This is a genomic window from Chryseobacterium luteum (assembly GCF_000737785.1).
GTDB classification, from domain to species: Bacteria; Bacteroidota; Bacteroidia; order Flavobacteriales; family Weeksellaceae; genus Chryseobacterium; species Chryseobacterium luteum.
Genome location: NZ_JPRO01000008.1, coordinates 1 through 17,731, shown reverse-complemented (window position 1 = coordinate 17,731; position 17,731 = coordinate 1). Strand labels below are relative to the sequence as shown.

General features: G+C 38.0%; 15 protein-coding genes. 8 read left to right on the top strand and 7 right to left on the bottom strand.

Features of this window, described 5'->3' with window-relative positions; genetic code table 11:
* Positions 1-99 precede the first annotated feature (99 nt).
* The 5 genes from proS to dnaJ all read left to right on the top strand — a co-directional run bounded on the left by proS (position 100) and on the right by dnaJ (position 6,880).
* Positions 100-1,575 carry a proline--tRNA ligase gene (gene proS, locus IX38_RS10995; RefSeq protein WP_034704847.1) on the top strand — a complete coding sequence of 492 codons (1,476 nt, stop codon included), beginning with the start codon at positions 100-102 and terminating at the stop codon, positions 1,573-1,575.
* 116 nt (positions 1,576-1,691) lie between these two features.
* Positions 1,692-2,993 (top strand): OmpA family protein, encoded by a 1,302-nt coding sequence (locus tag IX38_RS10990; protein ID WP_034704844.1) that lies wholly within the window; start codon positions 1,692-1,694, stop codon positions 2,991-2,993.
* 114 nt (positions 2,994-3,107) lie between these two features.
* Positions 3,108-4,439 (top strand): Nramp family divalent metal transporter, encoded by a 1,332-nt coding sequence (locus IX38_RS10985; protein ID WP_034704843.1) that lies wholly within the window; start codon positions 3,108-3,110, stop codon positions 4,437-4,439.
* A 687-nt stretch (positions 4,440-5,126) separates the two neighbouring features.
* Positions 5,127-5,663: a nucleotide exchange factor GrpE gene (locus tag IX38_RS10975; protein ID WP_034704839.1), complete on the top strand. Its 537-nt coding sequence runs from the start codon at positions 5,127-5,129 to the stop codon at positions 5,661-5,663.
* Positions 5,664-5,761: 98 nt separating this feature from the next.
* Complete coding sequence (gene dnaJ, locus IX38_RS10970; protein ID WP_034704836.1) at positions 5,762-6,880, top strand: molecular chaperone DnaJ; 1,119 nt, start codon at positions 5,762-5,764, stop codon at positions 6,878-6,880.
* A gap of 96 nt (positions 6,881-6,976) precedes the next feature.
* Here dnaJ and IX38_RS10965 read toward each other — a convergent pair whose 3' ends face one another.
* Together IX38_RS10965 and IX38_RS10960 are read right to left on the bottom strand one after the other, a co-directional pair.
* Positions 6,977-8,554, bottom strand: a complete 1,578-nt coding sequence (locus IX38_RS10965; RefSeq protein ID WP_034704834.1) for a T9SS type A sorting domain-containing protein — start codon at positions 8,552-8,554, stop codon at positions 6,977-6,979.
* A gap of 136 nt (positions 8,555-8,690) precedes the next feature.
* A complete protein-coding gene (locus IX38_RS10960) occupies positions 8,691-9,590 on the bottom strand; it encodes a DUF808 domain-containing protein (protein WP_034704831.1) in 900 nt (299 codons plus the stop codon).
* 239 nt (positions 9,591-9,829) lie between these two features.
* Between IX38_RS10960 and IX38_RS23450 the strand changes: the two genes are divergently transcribed.
* The gene (locus IX38_RS23450; RefSeq protein ID WP_034704829.1) at positions 9,830-10,837 is read left to right on the top strand and encodes a thrombospondin type 3 repeat-containing protein; all 1,008 of its coding nucleotides are present in this window, start codon (positions 9,830-9,832) and stop codon (positions 10,835-10,837) included.
* A gap of 64 nt (positions 10,838-10,901) precedes the next feature.
* Entirely contained in the window at positions 10,902-11,771 is an 870-nt protein-coding gene (locus tag IX38_RS10950; protein WP_034704828.1) for an alpha/beta hydrolase, read from the top strand.
* Between the two features lie 172 nt (positions 11,772-11,943).
* Here IX38_RS10950 and IX38_RS10945 read toward each other — a convergent pair whose 3' ends face one another.
* Together IX38_RS10945 and prfB are read right to left on the bottom strand one after the other, a co-directional pair.
* Entirely contained in the window at positions 11,944-12,639 is a 696-nt protein-coding gene (locus tag IX38_RS10945; protein ID WP_034704827.1) for a DedA family protein, read from the bottom strand.
* 87 nt (positions 12,640-12,726) lie between these two features.
* Positions 12,727-13,839 (bottom strand): peptide chain release factor 2, encoded by a 1,113-nt coding sequence (gene prfB / locus IX38_RS10940; protein WP_034704825.1) that lies wholly within the window; start codon positions 13,837-13,839, stop codon positions 12,727-12,729.
* A gap of 257 nt (positions 13,840-14,096) precedes the next feature.
* Between prfB and IX38_RS10935 the strand changes: the two genes are divergently transcribed.
* Positions 14,097-14,378: a hypothetical protein gene (locus IX38_RS10935; RefSeq protein ID WP_034704824.1), complete on the top strand. Its 282-nt coding sequence runs from the start codon at positions 14,097-14,099 to the stop codon at positions 14,376-14,378.
* On the opposite strand, the gene IX38_RS10930 is transcribed toward IX38_RS10935, so the two are convergent.
* From IX38_RS10930 to IX38_RS10920, 3 genes are all read right to left on the bottom strand, one after another.
* Positions 14,379-14,684: a hypothetical protein gene (locus IX38_RS10930; RefSeq protein WP_034704823.1), complete on the bottom strand. Its 306-nt coding sequence runs from the start codon at positions 14,682-14,684 to the stop codon at positions 14,379-14,381. It abuts the gene before it with no gap.
* Positions 14,685-14,829: 145 nt separating this feature from the next.
* A complete protein-coding gene (locus IX38_RS10925; RefSeq protein WP_034704821.1) occupies positions 14,830-15,936 on the bottom strand; it encodes an NAD(P)/FAD-dependent oxidoreductase in 1,107 nt (368 codons plus the stop codon).
* A gap of 170 nt (positions 15,937-16,106) precedes the next feature.
* Positions 16,107-17,471 carry an AAA family ATPase gene (locus IX38_RS10920; RefSeq protein WP_034704820.1) on the bottom strand — a complete coding sequence of 455 codons (1,365 nt, stop codon included), beginning with the start codon at positions 17,469-17,471 and terminating at the stop codon, positions 16,107-16,109.
* Between the last annotated feature and the right edge of the window lie 260 nt (positions 17,472-17,731).

Below are 17,731 nucleotides of genomic sequence, written 5' to 3'. Positions count from 1 at the left end.
CCAAAAATGTACCAAAACACCGGTAGAAAAATCTATCAAAAATAGATTTTTATTTTTAGATTACAATAATGTACAAAAGTTAAAAAAATTAAAAAAATAATGGCAAAATTAACCTCAAGAAGCGAAGATTACAGCAAATGGTATAATGAGTTGGTGGTAAAAGCTGACTTAGCTGAAAACTCTGGAGTGCGAGGATGTATGGTGATCAAACCATACGGCTATGCAATCTGGGAAAAAATGCGTGATGAAATGGACAAAAGGTTCAAAGAAACAGGTCACGTTAATGCTTATTTCCCGCTTTTTGTGCCCAAAAGCCTGTTTGAGGCAGAAGAAAAAAATGCAGAAGGTTTTGCTAAAGAATGTGCAGTAGTTACCCACTATAGATTAAAAACAGACCCCAACAATCCACATAAACTTATTGTAGATCCGGATGCCAAATTAGAAGAAGAGCTTATCGTACGTCCTACTTCCGAAGCCATTATCTGGAATACATACAAAAACTGGATACAGTCTTACAGAGACCTTCCGATCCTGATTAACCAATGGGCTAACGTTGTCCGTTGGGAAATGAGAACACGTCTCTTCCTCAGAACAGCAGAATTCCTTTGGCAGGAAGGACACACAGCCCATGCCACCAAAGATGAAGCAGTGGAAGAAGCTGAAAAAATGAATGATGTATATGCCGATTTTGCAGAAAAATTCATGGCGATGCCTGTTGTTAAAGGATTAAAAACACCGTCTGAAAGATTTGCAGGAGCTGACGAAACGTACTGTATTGAAGCATTGATGCAGGACGGAAAAGCACTTCAGGCAGGGACCTCTCACTTCTTAGGCCAGAATTTCGCGAAAGCTTTCGATGTAAAATTCACCAATAAAGAAGGTAAAATTGAATATGCCTGGGCTACTTCATGGGGAACATCCACGCGTCTGATGGGAGCTTTGATCATGACCCATTCCGATGATTTCGGATTGGTACTTCCTCCTACGCTGGCTCCGATCCAGGTGGTTATTGTTCCCATCTTCAAAGGAGAAGAGCAGCTGGCACAGATCAGCGAAGTGGCACTTAATATTGTGGCTAAATTAAAAATAAAAGGTATCTCAGTAAAATTTGATGACGATACGCATAACAAACCGGGATGGAAGTTCGCAGAATATGAATTAAAAGGTGTACCGGTAAGAATTGCCCTGGGACCTAAGGATCTGGAAAACAAATCCGTGGAAATCGCAAGAAGAGACAATCTTACAAAAGAAGTTCGTTCTATTGAAGGGATTGACACTTACATCGAAGAATTATTGCAGACTATTCAGAAAGAACTTTATGAAAAAGCATTAAGCTTCAGAAAAGACAATATTACAAAAGTGGATAATTATGAAGAATTCAAGAAAGTTCTTGAAGAAAAAGCAGGATTCATTTATGCACACTGGGACGGAACCGCTGAAGAAGAAGAGCAGATCAAAGAGGAAACAAAGGCTACAATCAGATGTATTCCTTTAGATGATGATATTGAAGAGGGCATTTCTCTGATTACCGGGAAACCTTCTGCAAGACGCGTATTATTCGCAAAAGCTTACTAAAATTTTTTGCTGATTTTCAAAATTACTGCCGGAAATTAAATAAATATCCAAAAAAAGTGACTTTGGACAGATTTTTGTTTAAATTTATTTAACATTAATCTTAAAAATAATTTATTATGTCTTTAAATGTCATTGATTTAATTAAAGGACAGTTAGGTCCCGCTTTAGTTTCGCAAGCAGCTTCTCAGTTTGGAGAAAGCGAGTCTGGTATTTCAAAAGCAATTGGAGGTATGCTTCCTGCAGTTGTGGGAGGCTTGGCAAACAATTCTGATAACCCGGAAGTTTTGGATGCAATCAGCAATGCTTCTTCAAGCGGAATTTTAGGAAATTTATTAAGTGGTGCATCCACCAGCCCTATCATTTCCAGTCTGCTGACCTCTATTTTTGGAGATAAGATCAGTGGAATAGTAAATGCTATTGCTAGTTATGCAGGAATCAGCAATAACTCATCCGGTTCACTATTGAATCTGGTAACAGGAGCTACGGTAGGTTCTATCGGAAAATATGTTGCTGATAATAACTTAGATAAATCAGGGATTTCAAACCTGTTAAGCGAGCAAAAAGGGATCGTGTCTTCACTTTTACCGGCAGGACTTTCCCTGGCATCTCTGAATATTGGGGACTGGGCAAAAGGGTATAAATTTGATAACGACAATGATACCATTAGACCAGCTGTAAGTGAGGAGCCGAAAATAGAAGTTACAAGAAGTACAACATCTGCAGGGACCGATCCTGACAGAAATAATAATGAAGGCGGAGGTTCAATCTGGAAATGGTTGCTTCCGCTTTTACTTTTAATCGCTGCTGCTTATTTCATATGGAAGCAGTGTGAAAAGAAAGAAACAACCACTACCACTACAGTAGTTGATTCTACAGGAGTAAAAACAGATACAGCCACCACCATGCCTGCAGATACTTCAACAGCTACAGCCCCGGCAGCCAGAACTGATGAAAATATTGATCTTAATGGTGTTATGCTGAAAGGCTATAAAGGCGGTATGGAAGACCAGATGATTACCTTCCTGAAATCAGGAAATTATAAAAATGCAGCTGATGATGCAGCATTAAAAGATAAATGGTATGATTTTGACCATGTAAATTTCAAAATGGGAAGCTCTACTGAACTTGAAGCAGGTTCCCAGGGACAGCTTGATAATCTGGTAGCAATTTTGAAAGCATTCCCGGATGCAAAAATCAAAATCGGAGGGTATACTGACAAAGTAGGAGATGAAGCTGCCAACGTAAAACTGTCTCTGTCCAGAGCTGATTTCATCAAAAATGCTTTAGCAAAAGCAGGCGTTGGAAATCAGGTTTTAGGAGCAGAAGGTTACGGAAGCAAATTTGCGAAAGTAGATGCTAAAGCTTCTGACGCAGAAAGAGCCGCAGACAGAAGAATGTCTGTAAGATTTGCCAAATAGATTTTAAAATCTTTAAAAATAGAATCCCGGAAATTAGTTTTCGGGATTTTTTTTATCCCTTTGCTTTCACATTTATATTTATTTAATTAAATTTGTTAGTCATTTCTAACATTTATGAATCTTAAATTAAATAACGCCTGGCGTAAAGATAAAACATCCCATTCCCTCCCGGAGGTATATTCATCTATAAAAGTACCCCGTAAAGGTAATTTCTGGAGAAAATACCTAGCCTTTGCCGGGCCCGGACTGATGATCGCTGTAGGATATATGGACCCGGGGAACTGGGCAACGGATATTGCCGGAGGTGCCCAGTTCGGGTATACCCTTCTTTCCGTGATTCTTATTTCAAATATTTTCGCAATGGTTTTGCAGCATTTATCTGTAAAATTAGGTGTTGTTGCCGAAAGAGATCTGGCACAGGCCTGCCGTGATCACTTTAGCCCTACCACCAATTTTATTTTATGGATATTCTGTGAAATAGCCATTGCCGCCTGTGATCTCGCCGAGGTCATCGGTTCTGCCATTGCATTAAACCTGTTGTTTCACATCCCTCTTACCTGGGGAATTGTGATCACAACAGTGGATGTCCTGATCATTCTTTTGCTTCAGGCTAAAGGCTTCAGATGGATAGAAAGTATTGTTGGCGGACTTATTTTTATTATTCTAGCATGCTTTATTTATGAAATTGCAATTTCACAGCCGGCTTTCAATGAAATTCTTGGCGGGCTCGTTCCTCAAAAGGAAATCATTCAAAATCCCGCAATGCTTTATATCGCTATCGGAATCCTGGGGGCTACGGTTATGCCCCATAATCTATATCTCCATAGCAGTATTGTTCAGACGAGAGATTACTCAAGAGACCGAGAAGGCAAAAAAGAAGCGATAAAATTTGCAACGCTGGACAGTACAGTCTCACTGATGCTCGCTTTCTTTATCAATGCAGCCATACTTATTTTAGCAGCCGCAACCTTCCATACTACAGGAAACAAGCATGTGGCAGACATTCATGATGCATATAAAATGCTGACTCCAATTCTCGGGGCTTCTATGGCAAGTATTGCTTTCGCCATTGCTCTACTGGCATCAGGACAGAATTCTACCCTGACGGGAACTCTTGCAGGGCAGATCGTGATGGAAGGCTTCTTAAACATCAGATTAAAACCATGGCTGAGAAGGCTGATCACAAGACTCATTGCCGTGATCCCGGCTTTAATCGTTGCTATTATTTACGGCGAACAGGGAACAACGGATTTATTGGTTTTAAGCCAGGTCATCTTATCCATGCAGCTGAGTTTCGCCGTGGTTCCTTTGGTGATGTTTACCAATGACAAAGCCAAAATGGGGGAATTTGTAAATAAGCCCGTAATGAAAATAGGGGTCTGGATTATTTCTTTTGTGATCATTATTTTAAACCTGTACTTGCTTTACCAGACTTTTTCCGGGTAGTAAAACGTGAATTATCAATGGTGAATTGTGAATTTTTCCCAGACAAATTATTCCATTTCACTTGTGAAGCAAATTGACCATTCACAATAAAACAACAGTGAATGGTGAATCGTCAATGGTGAATTTTACAACTGACAGCAATTGACTTGGTGAATCGTCAATAGTGAAGTTTACAACATACAGCAATTGACCACTCACTTGCGAAGCAAATTGACCATTCACAATAAAAAAATGCACAACAGTGGCTGGTGAATCATCAATGGTGAAGTTTACAACAGACAGCCATTGACCATTCACTTGCGAAGCAAAATTGACCATTCATAATAAAAGTACTGGTGAATCGTCAATAGTGAAGTTTACAACATACAGCCATTGACCACTCACTTGCTAAGCAAATTGACCATTCACAATAAAAAAATGCACAACAGTGGCTGGTGAATCATCAATGGTGAAGTTTACAACAGACAGCCATTGACCATTCACTTGCGAAGCAAAATTGACCATTCACAATAAAACAATAGTGAATCGTCAATAGTGAAGTTTATAACATACAGCAATTGACTATTCAATTGCGAAGCAAAATTGACCATTCACAAATCAATTACCTATCTATTTTTCTGCCTTAATGTCCATTTTTTGTATTTGGCAGGTTCTTTGTCAAACAACTATTTAAATAAATATTGAATTATGGAAAATCAGGATATTAACGAAGAAAGCATCAATAATCAGGAAGTAAACAACATTCAGGACGAAGCAGTGTCTGGGGAAAATGTGACAGCAGCACCTTCTGCAGAGGAACTTTTGGCAGAAGAGAAAGACCGTTACATCAGATTATACGCTGAATTCGAAAATTATAAAAAAAGAACGGCGAAAGAGAAGATGGAATTCTTCCAGTATGCCAATCAGGATATGATGGTTTCTATGTTGGGAGTTCTGGATGATTTCGAAAGAGCTTTAAAAGAAATTGCTAAAAACGGAAATACATCTGACCTTCAGGGTGTGGAGCTGATCTATCAGAAATTCAAAAACAAACTTACAGAAAAAGGCTTAAAACCTATGGAAGTTAATGCAGGGGATACATTCAATGTAGACTTCCATGAGGCGATCACTCAAATTCCGGCACCGTCTGAAGATCTGAAAGGCAAAATCGTAGATGTTATAGAAACAGGATATATTTTAGGTGATAAAGTGATCCGTTTTGCAAAAGTAGTAACAGGAAACTAATATTAAATAAATGATAAATGATGATAGATAATTGATTGGCAGCAGGCTTTAAGCCATACGCAACAGTTATTATTTATCAGTAATCAATTATAATCAACATGTCAAAAAGAGATTATTACGAAGTTCTTGAGATCAGTAAATCTGCATCGGCCGACGAGATAAAGAAGGCATACCGAAAAATGGCCATCAAATATCACCCAGATAAAAATCCGGGAGACAGAGAGGCTGAAGAAAAATTTAAGGAAGCTGCAGAGGCTTATGAAGTACTGAGCGACGACCAGAAACGTGCCAGATATGACCAGTTCGGCCATGCCGGAATGAGTGGTAATGGCGGTTACGGAGGCGGAGGCTTCGGCGGAGGTATGAACATGGAGGATATTTTCAGCCAGTTTGGAGATATTTTCGGTGGCGGCTTCGGAGGTTTTGGTGGAAATGGCGGGGGACGTCAGCAGGTGAAGGGTTCTAATTTAAGAATCAGAATCAAGCTGAGCCTTGAAGAAATGGTAAACGGAACCCAGAAAACCATCAAAGTAAAAAAAATGAAGATGGCGGAAGGTGCCACTTCAAAAATATGTCCTACCTGTAACGGTTCCGGTGTTCAGCTAAAGGTTATGAACACGATGTTCGGACAGATGCAGACACAGACTACCTGTGGAACCTGTCAGGGAATCGGGAAAGTAGCCGATAAAATTCCAGCAGGAGCCAATGCACAGGGACTAATCAAAGATGAGGAGGAAATCTCTATCAATATTCCTGCCGGTGCAAGAGACGGTATCCAGCTGAATGTAAGAGGAAAAGGAAATGATGCTCCATTTGGAGGAATTCCCGGAGACCTGTTGGTGATCATTGAAGAGGAAGTAGATAAAACGATTAAGAGAGAGGGAGATAATCTTCACCAGGAATTGTATATTTCTTTCGCAGAAGCAGCTTTAGGAGCTAAGAAAGAGGTTCCTACGGTAGGCGGTAAAGTGAAAATTACCATTGATCCGGGCACACAGTCCGGAAAGATCCTGAGACTGGCAGGGAAAGGCCTCCCAAGCATCGACAGCTATGGAAAAGGTGATATGTTCATCCACATTAATGTATGGACGCCGCAAAAACTGACGAAAGAACAGAAAGATTTCTTTGAAAAGCAGATGTTAAGCGGAGAAATGGTTGCAGAACCTTCCGGAAAGGAAAAAACTTTTTTTGATAAAGTGAAAGATTTATTCAATTAAAATATAAAAGAGGCTTTAAAAAGCCTCTTTTTTTTGATATAAGTAAAACATTGACGGCAGGTTTCAAAAGTATTTAAACCTGCTTTTATTCTAAGTTTACTTTTTTATAATCTTTAGAGTCTGATCTTTCTTATCATATTTTATGTGAATCAAATACGTTCCGGACACATAGTTTTGAAGGTCAACCTTCAATTTATCCCCCTGTCGGATATATTCCAGGGGTTTAATCAGCTTTCCATCCATGCTGTATAAGGATAAATTTTCCGGCGTACTTTCAGAATTTAAATCAATATACAGGAAATCTGTCACAGGGTTTGGATAGAATGAGAGTTCTGTTTTCCCCGCTACTTCACCTGTACTTAGAGATTCATTATTTATAGTAATTCTGGCCAGCGCAAATTGTCTGTCATCATGAGTGGAATCTCCAGAAATCAGGATTTTTTTATTGCTGTCAAATTTCATCGCGGATAATCTTCGGACAGAATTAGAGGTTGGGAGTCTGAATAATCCGTTAGTTCCAAATGACAGGTCGGGAGTTCCGTCAAAATTAAATTTGGTCAGAAACATCCAGTCATAATCCAAATAACTTCCTGTAAAATAAAATGTACCTCCTACATAGATCCCATTATTACCCAAAAGTATAGAGTTCGGTACTTCACTTGTAACATTCGGGATGTTGACCACCTTCCGTTTTACAATACCTGCGGTTCCAAAACTGTTGATAAACTGGCCTTCAGAATTTATTTTTGCCACCCAGGAGTCTCTGATACCATTATTGAAGGCAGAGCCTGCGATATAAAAATTTCCGTTAGGATCCTGAATCATATTTCCAAACTCAAAGGGATTCCCAAGATTGAAAATCAATTTGCCATTGGTTCCGAAAGTTGTATCAATAGTCCCGTTCATATTTAATCTTACCACATAAATATCACCAGGCCCGTTTACATTGTCAGTGGTATCATTAATTCTTCCTATTCCGGCAACAATAAGTTTATTATTAGCTATCAGAATGCTTAGGGCATTTACTCTTTCCTGAGATACTCCGGTGTTAATGGTAAAATAAAGTTTTCCATTAGTCCCAAAGGTTGTATCTGCGGAACCATCCTGATTCAATTTTAATAGGCATGATCTCCTTTTTGGATATCCATATTCGGCCCCACCGCATACAATGATTTTTCCATCTGATAATTCTACGGCACTGAAAGCAACATCAATGGTTTCCACATTAGCAGGATACCCCATATTGACAGCAAGTCCGCCTTCGATTCCAAACGTTGTATCTAAAGTACCGTTTGTATTGAATCTTTCAATAAAGAAATTCTGGTTGTTTGTATGGCCTACACTTCCGATCGTTAAATATTTACCCGAACTTAATTTAATGATTTTATACTGGGAAGATTGATTCTGAGTAATCTGTACCCCTCCGGTTCCAAATGATGTATCCAGATTTCCATTGGCATCTACTTTATAAATAGCTCTTTTTGATCCTGGACCTACATTTCCGAGCACAATCATGCTGTTATCTGCCTCTATGAGGAAATCACCTGATTTGTCAAAAACTGTTGACGGATTAGTGAAATTGAATCCATTCGTACCGAAAGTAGTATCCAGGGTCTGCGCATTTGAAAATAATGAGGAAAATAAAAAGGTTACATAGAATATTTTTTTTGTCATGTTTATTTTTTTTTGCAAATATACCTTTACCCAAGTGACAGTACAAGTTAAACCAGCCTTTTATCTTCTGTGTAAAAAAACATAAAAACCGTATTCACAGATGTGATACGGCTTTGTTTTATCATGTTATCCAGATTTACTTTTTAGCCACAAGTGAATACGTTTTCTTTCCGATCGTAAAAAGCGCTACAGCCAATAAACCTCCTACAAGGCCAAGAATAATTTCTTTTAAAATAGTAAGAATCTCATTAGAAGACCAGGAAGGTAAAACATGGTGAAGAAATTCTACTCTATGGGCAAAAATTCCGCCGGCTACCATAATTAAGGCAATCGTACCGATAACTCCCAAAGCTTTAATAACGATAGGAAGGGCTTTCACCAATAGATGCCCAAGCTTTCCGAAGAATCCTTTATCATTACTTTTTTTGATTAATTTAAATCCTGCATCGTCCATTCTTACGATCAAAGCAACAATTCCATAAACTCCTACGGTCGCAATGAATGCTACTAAACTCGTTACTAAAATCTGTGTAATGAAAGGATGGCTTTCTTCCAAAACTGTTCCCAAAGCAATAATTACAATCTCAATTGACAGAATAAAATCTGTAGTAACTGCCGATTTTATCTTCGATTTTTCTATCTCTTCGTCACTTTTTTCATCTTCTACAATTTCTTCCACAACTTCATGACCTTCCTTTTCGCGGTGAAAAAGAAATTCTATAATTTTTTCAACACCTTCAAAAGCTAAATATAATCCTCCGAGAATCAATACATAATTAATTGCCGGAGCATACAGCCAGTTGAGCAAAAAAACAACAGGCAGAATGATCAGTTTGTTGATGAACGAGCCTTTTGTAATTGCCCACAAAACCGGAATTTCCCGTGAAGAAAGGAAACCTGTGGCTTTCTCTGCATTCACAGCCAGATCATCTCCAAGAATACCCGCCGTTTTCTGTGTAGCTATTTTACTTGTAACCGCCACATCATCCATTAGTGCCGCAATATCATCTAAAATTGCAAAAAAACCAGATGCCATATTTTAATATTTTTTTAATCTATGTTAAGTCGGGCAAAAATAATTATTATAATCTGTTTTTATTTGTTTCTGGATATTAATTTTAAATATTTCTGATGATGATGCATTTATCTGAACAAAACTCTGCTTACTTTTACCCTGTTTAAAAAATAAAATACCATGCACTGTAAGCATTATAATAAGAATGCTGGCAGAAAATGAAAACAGGAGAGAAACAATAAACAGATCTGGATTAAAAAATGAAACGATATTTTATATTTTTACTGTTTTCAGCACTCTGCTTATATTCTCAGGAAATAAAAAATAAAGAAGAGTTCAGAAAATGTAAAAAACAATATTCTAAAAAGACCTGCCTTTCGGATGAAGATCAGGACGGTATTTTTTTTTATCTGGACAAATATCCGAAAGAAAGTGGTTTCTCAGAAATTAAAGGCTGTCCGTGGCCAGACAATGACGGTGACGGTGTTATTGATAAGGAAGATGGATGTGTCAACGAAAAAGGTAATGCTGAAAATAACGGTTGTCCGTGGCCGGATACTGATGGCGATGGTATCCCGGATAAAGACGATGCCTGTCCTGCGGTTCCCGGTGTTCCTGAGGCTAATGGATGCGCTTCAGATGATTGTAAAGAGTTTTTTGAAAAGGAGGATAATATTTTAAAAGAATTTAAACAAAAACATACCCGGGAAAAAGAAAAGTTTGAAGCGTTGAGAATGGTCATATTCAACAGTATTCCAAAAGAATTATTCCCCAAAAACAATATATCAGTAAGTATACATACCAGTACTTTTATCAATGATAACATAAGCAACTGTGCTTCGATGTCTACTTTAGAATTCAGTAAAAGTTTATTTCTCGACCAGCTTTTCTGGACAAAAGATACGTTTGATTATGCTGCCAAAAAACTAAAGAAAAATCTTTTTCCCACTTATGACTTTGGAAGAATGCCAATTAATAATGTTCTCTTAAATGACTACAAACAGGAAGGCTATTATGATTTTATAGAAAAATTTCCGCAAGCTTCTGAACCGGCAAGAAATGTAATGGTATATTATTATCGCGGGAATAAGCAGAAAGCTGAATTCCACCCCTATAATACGAGATTAAAAGTAGATTTTGGTCTTTATGCCAATAAGGATATCGTAATTGTTGAAATAAGAAATATTCCCCGAGGTCATTATTTTTATACATTCTCATATATTGGCAACCAATGGAAGCTAACTAAAAAGGAGGCACAGAATCATTAACTAGGGTCATAAAAATCACGTTTTTATCTTCGGTTTCCATCTACATTTTGCCTAATTTTATCTTATGAAAAAGCTTGTTCTCAGATACCATTTTTTTGTTGTAGGATGCCTTAGTTTCATGCTGCAGTCATGTAATACAAAATTCAGGGTCTGGGTAGGCACCGGCGGACAGCAGAAAATATATAATTTAAAATACGGCGAGCATAAAAGACATAAAATGGATGTTTTTCTTCCATTAGATTATGCACAGGATGCGCCTGTAGTTCTTATCGTACATGGAGGTGCCTGGACTCTCGGAAAGAAGGAACATATGATCCAGGTTCAGAAAATGCTTTTTGAAAACAAGATCCCGAGCATCAATATGAATTACAGGCTGGTTTCAAAACACAAAAATATTACTTATAAGCAGCAACTGGAAGATATTGGTGCTGCCATTGAAAAGTTTAATTCCCTGGCCGAAAAAGCAGAACTTCAACCCGATAATTATATTCTGCTTGGGGAAAGTGCCGGCGGACACCTTGCCCTGCTCTACGGATACAAACATCCTGAACAGGTTAAAAAGATCATTTCCATGAGTGGTCCGACGGATTTTTACAGTCCGGAATACCTTAATTCATTTTATTCAAAATATACTTCTCCCACTTTCCAGAAGGTGGTAGGAACAAAATTTGACCGTAAAAATATCTCTGAAGCCTTTAAAGAAGCGAGCCCGGTTGCCAATATATCCAACGTTCCCACGCTATTATTCCAGGGGAATAATGATTTTCTGGTGAATCAGCATCAGGGATTGTCCATGGATTCTGCGCTTACAAAACAGAATGTGCCTCACAAATTCATTTTTATGGAAAGAACAGGCCACGTTCCGAGGTTTTTCAGCAAAATGAAAAGAGACAGTATTATTTATCCGAACATTCTGGAATGGGTAAAAAAATAACCTGCCGGAAGCAGATTATTTTTCTTTTTTTGTAAAGCTTGTTTAAGCTTTTATTTTTGAACCATTAAGATAATAAGTTATAAGCCTCTAAAAGCCTTAAAAATCAGAATGATTTATCTTAATTATACTTTATTCCTAAATTCTGCTTAATGGTTTAAACAAATTTGCAGTCTTATTCAGGATCCTTGTTTTCATATTTAGAGAAGTCTTCTTTCTTCCCGAAAACAAATTTGATGATTACCGGAAGCGTCGTTACCAGAACAATGATAATAATGATCAGTTCCAGTTTCTCTTTTAAATTGATTCCGAACTGCTCCTGGAAAAGTTTGTCCAGATAATGTCCGGCAAAGATCAGGACGAATGACCAGAGAACTGCCCCGATAACATTATCTCTCAGGAATTCTTTTTTGTCCATTTTTACGATACCTGCAACAATTGGAGTAAAGGTTCTCACCACCGGTAAAAATCTGGCCATAATAATTGCCAGTGCCCCGTGTTTTTCAAAAAAATCGTGGGCCTGATAAAGGTATTTTTTCTTAAAAAGCATGGTATCTTGCTTTTTGTATAAGGCAGGACCTGTTTTCACACCAAAGTAATAGCCCACCTCATTTCCAATAATGGCAGCAAGCGCTACGCAGGAAGCCAGAATAGTTGTATCTAAAAAGTCGCTCCCTGTAGAGCCGAAAGTCTCTTTGATAATTTCAACAGCATAAATTCCTGAAACAAACAGCAATGAATCTCCCGGCAGGAAAAATCCTACAAACAGACCTGTCTCAGCAAAAACAATAAATAAAATAAGCCAGAACCCACCCATTTTGATATAAAATTCGGGGTTCATCAAATCTCTCCAGCTATTGAAATCTTCCATATATAACGATTAACAACAAAAGTAAGCGTAAAAAGTCTTAAACAAAAATTAATTATAAGATTTTAACTAAAATACGGACATGATATTTTACAAGTCCATATCATCGTCTGAAACAGCCGTACCATCGGCCATCAGGAAGGCTTTCAGGAATGGTGTGATATTCCCGTTCATTACGGAATCCACATCTGAAGTTTCATGAGCGGAACGGACATCTTTTACCAGCTTATACGGATGCATCACGTAGTTCCGGATCTGGCTTCCCCACTCTATTTTCATCTTATTGGCTTCTATCTCTGTTCTTGCTTTCATACGGGCTTCAAGTTCCATTTCGTAAAGTCTTGAACGAAGGAGCTGCATTGCCTTTTCTTTATTTTGAAGTTGCGAACGTGATTCGGAGTTTTCAATAATAATTCCTGTGGGTGCGTGGCGAAGACGTACGGCAGTTTCTACCTTGTTTACGTTCTGACCTCCGGCTCCGGAAGACCTCATGGTTTCAAAGGAAATATCAGCAGGATTGATGTTAATTTCAATGGTATCGTCCACCAAAGGGTAAACGTATACTGAAACGAAACTTGTGTGCCGCTTGGCATTGCTGTCAAAAGGAGAAATCCTTACCAGCCTGTGTACCCCGTTCTCCCCTTTCAGGTATCCGAAGGCATATTCACCATCGATCTCCAGTGTAACGGTTTTCACTCCGGCTACTTCCCCTTCCTGATAGTTAAGCTCACGGATTTTATAGCCCTGCTTTTCGGCCCACATGGTGTACATTCTCATCAGCATCGAAGCCCAGTCACAACTTTCCGTACCTCCGGCTCCTGCTGTGATCTGGAGAACGGCAGAAAGTTCATCCCCTTCATTGGAAAGCATGTTTTTAAATTCCAGGTCTTCTATTTTTTCAACAAGCTTTGGAAATGTGTCATCCAGCTCTTTCTCAGAATCCGGATCTTCTCTGGCAAATTCTGCCAGCACCTGCAGGTCTTCAAACTGGGTAGTAATTTCTTCATAATCCTCTACCCATCTTTTTCTGGAACGGAGCTGCTTCAGAAATACTTCCGCTTCTTTTGGGTTGTCCCAAAATTCGGGAGCAGCTGTTTTTTCATCATCATTCGCTATTTCTATCTTCTTTTTTTCGATCTGAAGGTATTTATATAAGTCTCCTATTCTGGACTGAACTTCTTTTATCTGGTCGTTGTTGATCACGAATTTTTTATTTTATACAAAAATACGGATTTTTTTGGGGTTTGAGAGTTTGAGTTTGTGTGTGGGAGGGTTTTAGAGTTGGAGCGTTTGAGGGTTTAGAGTTTCGGGGTGCGGGATTCGGGTTTGAGAGTTGTAGGGTTTGAGAATAGAGTTCAATAATTATTTTAATCTAAGTCTTAGTCTGAAATCCAGTGTCTAAAATTTTTATCAGATTTACCATTTAAATCTATATTTGTCTCACTTAAAAATGGTATTGTATGGATATAAACTACATGAATATTTTAATTAATGATCACAACACAAATTTTGAACTGTTAAAAAAGTTCATTATATCAATGAACATAACCTTGGGAATGAATAAAAACTTCTGCGCCCATCTTGCAGAAAAAGTACTTCAGCAATTAGAAAAAGGAGCAGATATGCCGAAAATACAGTGCATCATAGAATCAGAATTATGTGTGGGTTATGGCCTTTATCGGGATGAATTTAATTCAAAAAAAATAACAAATGAAATTATGCACTGGTGGGAAAACACTTAACTAGAAAAGCTCATCTCTTTTCAATAAAAAAAGAAAAATCATAAAGATAATATGAATCCCTATAATAATGGGAAATGCTTTTTTTACTGTAAATCTATCCAGCAGGAAGCCGTAGATAGGAAGTTGCAACAAGCCTATAATTATAAAAATAAAAGAAATTCCTTCATTAAAGAGTGTTCCAAGCAGACTAAAGGGAAAGAGCAGTAAAAGCAAAAAATAATTTCCATGCCCTCCACCCGCAAAAAATATGCCCAATACAGCTAACGGAATTGTCGATACGGATAAAAAAATTGTGTATTTATACATTTTTAACACCTCATCAATTCAATTTATTTATGAAACTTTAAATGAAACAGTCTTATAAATCTCAGTTTAAACCTTCGCTTAACCTCAAACTAAAACCTAAAATCTGATGTCTGATGTCTGATGTCTGATGTCTGATGTCTAAAATCTACACCATCCCAGCCATCATTTCTCCTATTTCCGGAGCCAGTGCCACTCCCATTCCTGAAAGCCTTACGGCACAAAACTGTCTTTCTGAAAGCTGTTTCACAATGGGTGTTTTTTCTAAACCCATAGCCATAATTCCTGACCAACGAAGTGCAACCTTAAAGTCTTGCCCGGGTAAAATAACTTCTTTTAAAAAGCTTTCCAAATGCTTCTGTAGAAATTCTGTGGTCTCAAAAGCTGTTGTTTCTTCCGTTTTAAAGTCCTGATTCCGTCCGCCACCCAAAAGAACTCTGTTTCCAAGGTTTCTGAAGTAATAGAATCCTTCATCATAATGGAATGTGCCTCTAAGCTTCAATCCTTCAACCGGTTCTGTCAAAATAACCTGTCCGCGGGCAGGAATTATTTCTTCCCTTTTTAAAAATTTTGATGCAAAAGCGTTGGTACAGTGAATAATTTGACTGGATTTAATGGAAAGACTTTCTGAAAGCTGAACTTCAATTTCATTTGAAGTTTCAACAATATTTCCGACTTCTGTTCCGAAAAGGAATTCAATTTTTAATTCATGGCATTTTTCTAATAATTTTTGCAATAATTTCCCGGAATGCAGACTTCCTTCACAGGGATTTTCAATCAGAAATTCAGATTTTCCAAAACCGAATTGTTTGATTTTTTCCTGGTTAAGAAAATAGGTTTCCGCTAGGCCGGTTATTGCTTTCATTTTTTCATTTACTGTATCTAATTGCTGTAAAGGCTCATCATTGTTTAAAATTTCATATCCTCCGTTCAGTTCAAAATCTATTTCATTATTCTTAAAATATTTTCTGATCTTCCGGAGACCTTCAAATCTCATCCTAACCAACTCCAGTGTCTTTTCCCACCCCATTTTCTGAGAATCGGCGATCACTTCCGTCAGGCTTCCAAAGCATGCAAAACCGGCATTCCGGGTTGAAGCTCCCAGTGGAACGGTATTTCTTTCAATAATTAAAACCGACTTTTCCGGATATTTCTCTTTAATGGATATAGCAGTCCAAAGCCCGGAAAATCCGGCCCCGATAATGACGATATCTCTTTTTCTGTAAAAGGTTTCCAGTTCCCAGATGCTGTTCATTTTTGTACAATATAAAAAGTATTGATATTCATGAGAAAGCGTGAAGATTTCAGATGCCGGATTTCAGACATCCGATTTAGACTGAAACTAGAATTTAAACTAAACCCCAAACAACTCTCCAACTCTCCAACCCTACAACTCTCCAACTCAAAAACCCTCCCACACCACACTCACCCCTGCGCACCGCCATCACCTTCTTCCCCATTATGCTGAAACCCGATTGCCCTTCTCGGTTCTTCAACAGCTTTATAAGTATCCAGTTCTTTTTTCAGAGCCTGAATTCTGATTTTGAATTCGTCGAAATTATTGATAACAGCATCTGCCAGGAATCTTGCCACCTGGTCCAGGTATTCTTCGGTAAGCTTTCCGGCGGCATCCCTTAGCGCTGCATTCAAAAGATTCTGATCGATCTTAAGATTTTCATTTTTAGTTTTCCGATATTGATTTTTAAGTCGTTTTTTAAGACTCTGTGTAAAATCAATGAGCATGGTATTGCTGAATGCCTTCATTTTGGACGAGATCTCATGCCAGAACGGAACTTTATCAGCTTTGTTATTTTTTAGAATCTTATAAAGAAGGGAATCTTCCTCAAGCTCTCTGGTCATCGCATACAGAATGATTTCCGAACGCTCTGCTGCATTGGGTGGAAATACAGGGATCATGACATCAAATCTTCCCGGAGCAAGAATTTCTTCATCAATCTCCGAAACAGAATTGGCGGAACCTACCATCAGCAGCTCTTCTTTTTCAAATTTCCCGATATAATGCAGGATGAGTTCCTGGGTTTCCAGATTGCAGGAAGCCAGATCTGTTTCCGCTTTTCTCTCCATCATGATCTCATCAAAATCATCCAGGAAAAGCAGGACTTTTTCTTCTTTCATCATCGTGAGCAGAAAATCATTGAAATTGGTTTTATTTCCGTCTATGAAGGAGGTTCCCAAGTAATGTTTTTTGACTTCTTTGAATTGATATCCGATAATCTCGGCAATTTTAGTCGCCCAAAATATTTTCCCGCTTCCCGGAGGCCCGTACAGAACAATTCCCGCCGGCTTATGAATACCCCAGTCTTTGATCTGCTGAGGATTCAGGAATGGCTCCAAAACCCCAGATATATAAAAGAATAAATCTCTGTACCCGATAAAATCCCTATGCTGGAGACTCGTTTTCTGTCCGAAATAATCATAAACAAACTGATAATTTCCACCAAGTTTATTATCAATCCCGTAACTTGAAACTGATGACCGGAAAAAGCCATTATCAAAAATATTGGAATTGTTTTCCTTAATAGCTTCTTCCACTTTTTCTTTGGGCTGATGGATCACCTCAGCGATCTGTTCCACCGTTTTATTTTTGTCCAGATCTTTTTCATAAAGCTTTAAAAAATCCAGGTTCTCACGGGCAAATTTTTCAAAATCTTCCTTCACTTCAAAGTTGGTACTAATACAGACCCCCAGTTCAAGATCAAAATCCTGGATAAACTGTTTGATGGCTTCTGCCGAAACATTAAGCTCCTTAGCTAACTCAATTAACTTCATAAACTACCGATTAATTCTATCAAATTTAATATTTTAATCTTAAAAATCTATTGAAAATATATTAAAGTTTAACCTGAAGCCGCCCTGATAGTGTGAAGAGAAAATAACGATCTTTTTACTTAACCGTAATTTTTTTAACCATATCATTTACAGCTTCTTCTATGATTTCTGGCTGATCCTGATTAATATAGTGTCCGCTTGCAGGCAATATAATCTGCTTGCTGTCGGTGGATAAATAGAGTAAATCTTTCTGCATTTTA

What these genes read in the sequence shown, in the direction of transcription:
- IX38_RS10920 (WP_034704820.1), bottom strand. Translation starts at nt 17,471, where the DNA reads ATGAAGTTAATTGAGTTAGCTAAGGAGCTTAATGTTTCGGCAGAAGCC.
- IX38_RS10925 (WP_034704821.1), bottom strand. Translation starts at nt 15,936, where the DNA reads ATGAACAGCATCTGGGAACTGGAAACCTTTTACAGAAAAAGAGATATC.
- IX38_RS10935 (WP_034704824.1), top strand. Translation starts at nt 14,097, where the DNA reads ATGGATATAAACTACATGAATATTTTAATTAATGATCACAACACAAAT.
- IX38_RS10930 (WP_034704823.1), bottom strand. Translation starts at nt 14,684, where the DNA reads ATGTATAAATACACAATTTTTTTATCCGTATCGACAATTCCGTTAGCT.
- proS (WP_034704847.1), top strand. Translation starts at nt 100, where the DNA reads ATGGCAAAATTAACCTCAAGAAGCGAAGATTACAGCAAATGGTATAAT.
- IX38_RS10965 (WP_034704834.1), bottom strand. Translation starts at nt 8,554, where the DNA reads ATGACAAAAAAAATATTCTATGTAACCTTTTTATTTTCCTCATTATTT.
- IX38_RS10990 (WP_034704844.1), top strand. Translation starts at nt 1,692, where the DNA reads ATGTCTTTAAATGTCATTGATTTAATTAAAGGACAGTTAGGTCCCGCT.
- dnaJ (WP_034704836.1), top strand. Translation starts at nt 5,762, where the DNA reads ATGTCAAAAAGAGATTATTACGAAGTTCTTGAGATCAGTAAATCTGCA.
- IX38_RS10950 (WP_034704828.1), top strand. Translation starts at nt 10,902, where the DNA reads ATGAAAAAGCTTGTTCTCAGATACCATTTTTTTGTTGTAGGATGCCTT.
- IX38_RS10975 (WP_034704839.1), top strand. Translation starts at nt 5,127, where the DNA reads ATGGAAAATCAGGATATTAACGAAGAAAGCATCAATAATCAGGAAGTA.
- IX38_RS10985 (WP_034704843.1), top strand. Translation starts at nt 3,108, where the DNA reads ATGAATCTTAAATTAAATAACGCCTGGCGTAAAGATAAAACATCCCAT.
- IX38_RS10960 (WP_034704831.1), bottom strand. Translation starts at nt 9,590, where the DNA reads ATGGCATCTGGTTTTTTTGCAATTTTAGATGATATTGCGGCACTAATG.
- IX38_RS10945 (WP_034704827.1), bottom strand. Translation starts at nt 12,639, where the DNA reads ATGGAAGATTTCAATAGCTGGAGAGATTTGATGAACCCCGAATTTTAT.
- IX38_RS23450 (WP_034704829.1), top strand. Translation starts at nt 9,830, where the DNA reads ATGAAACGATATTTTATATTTTTACTGTTTTCAGCACTCTGCTTATAT.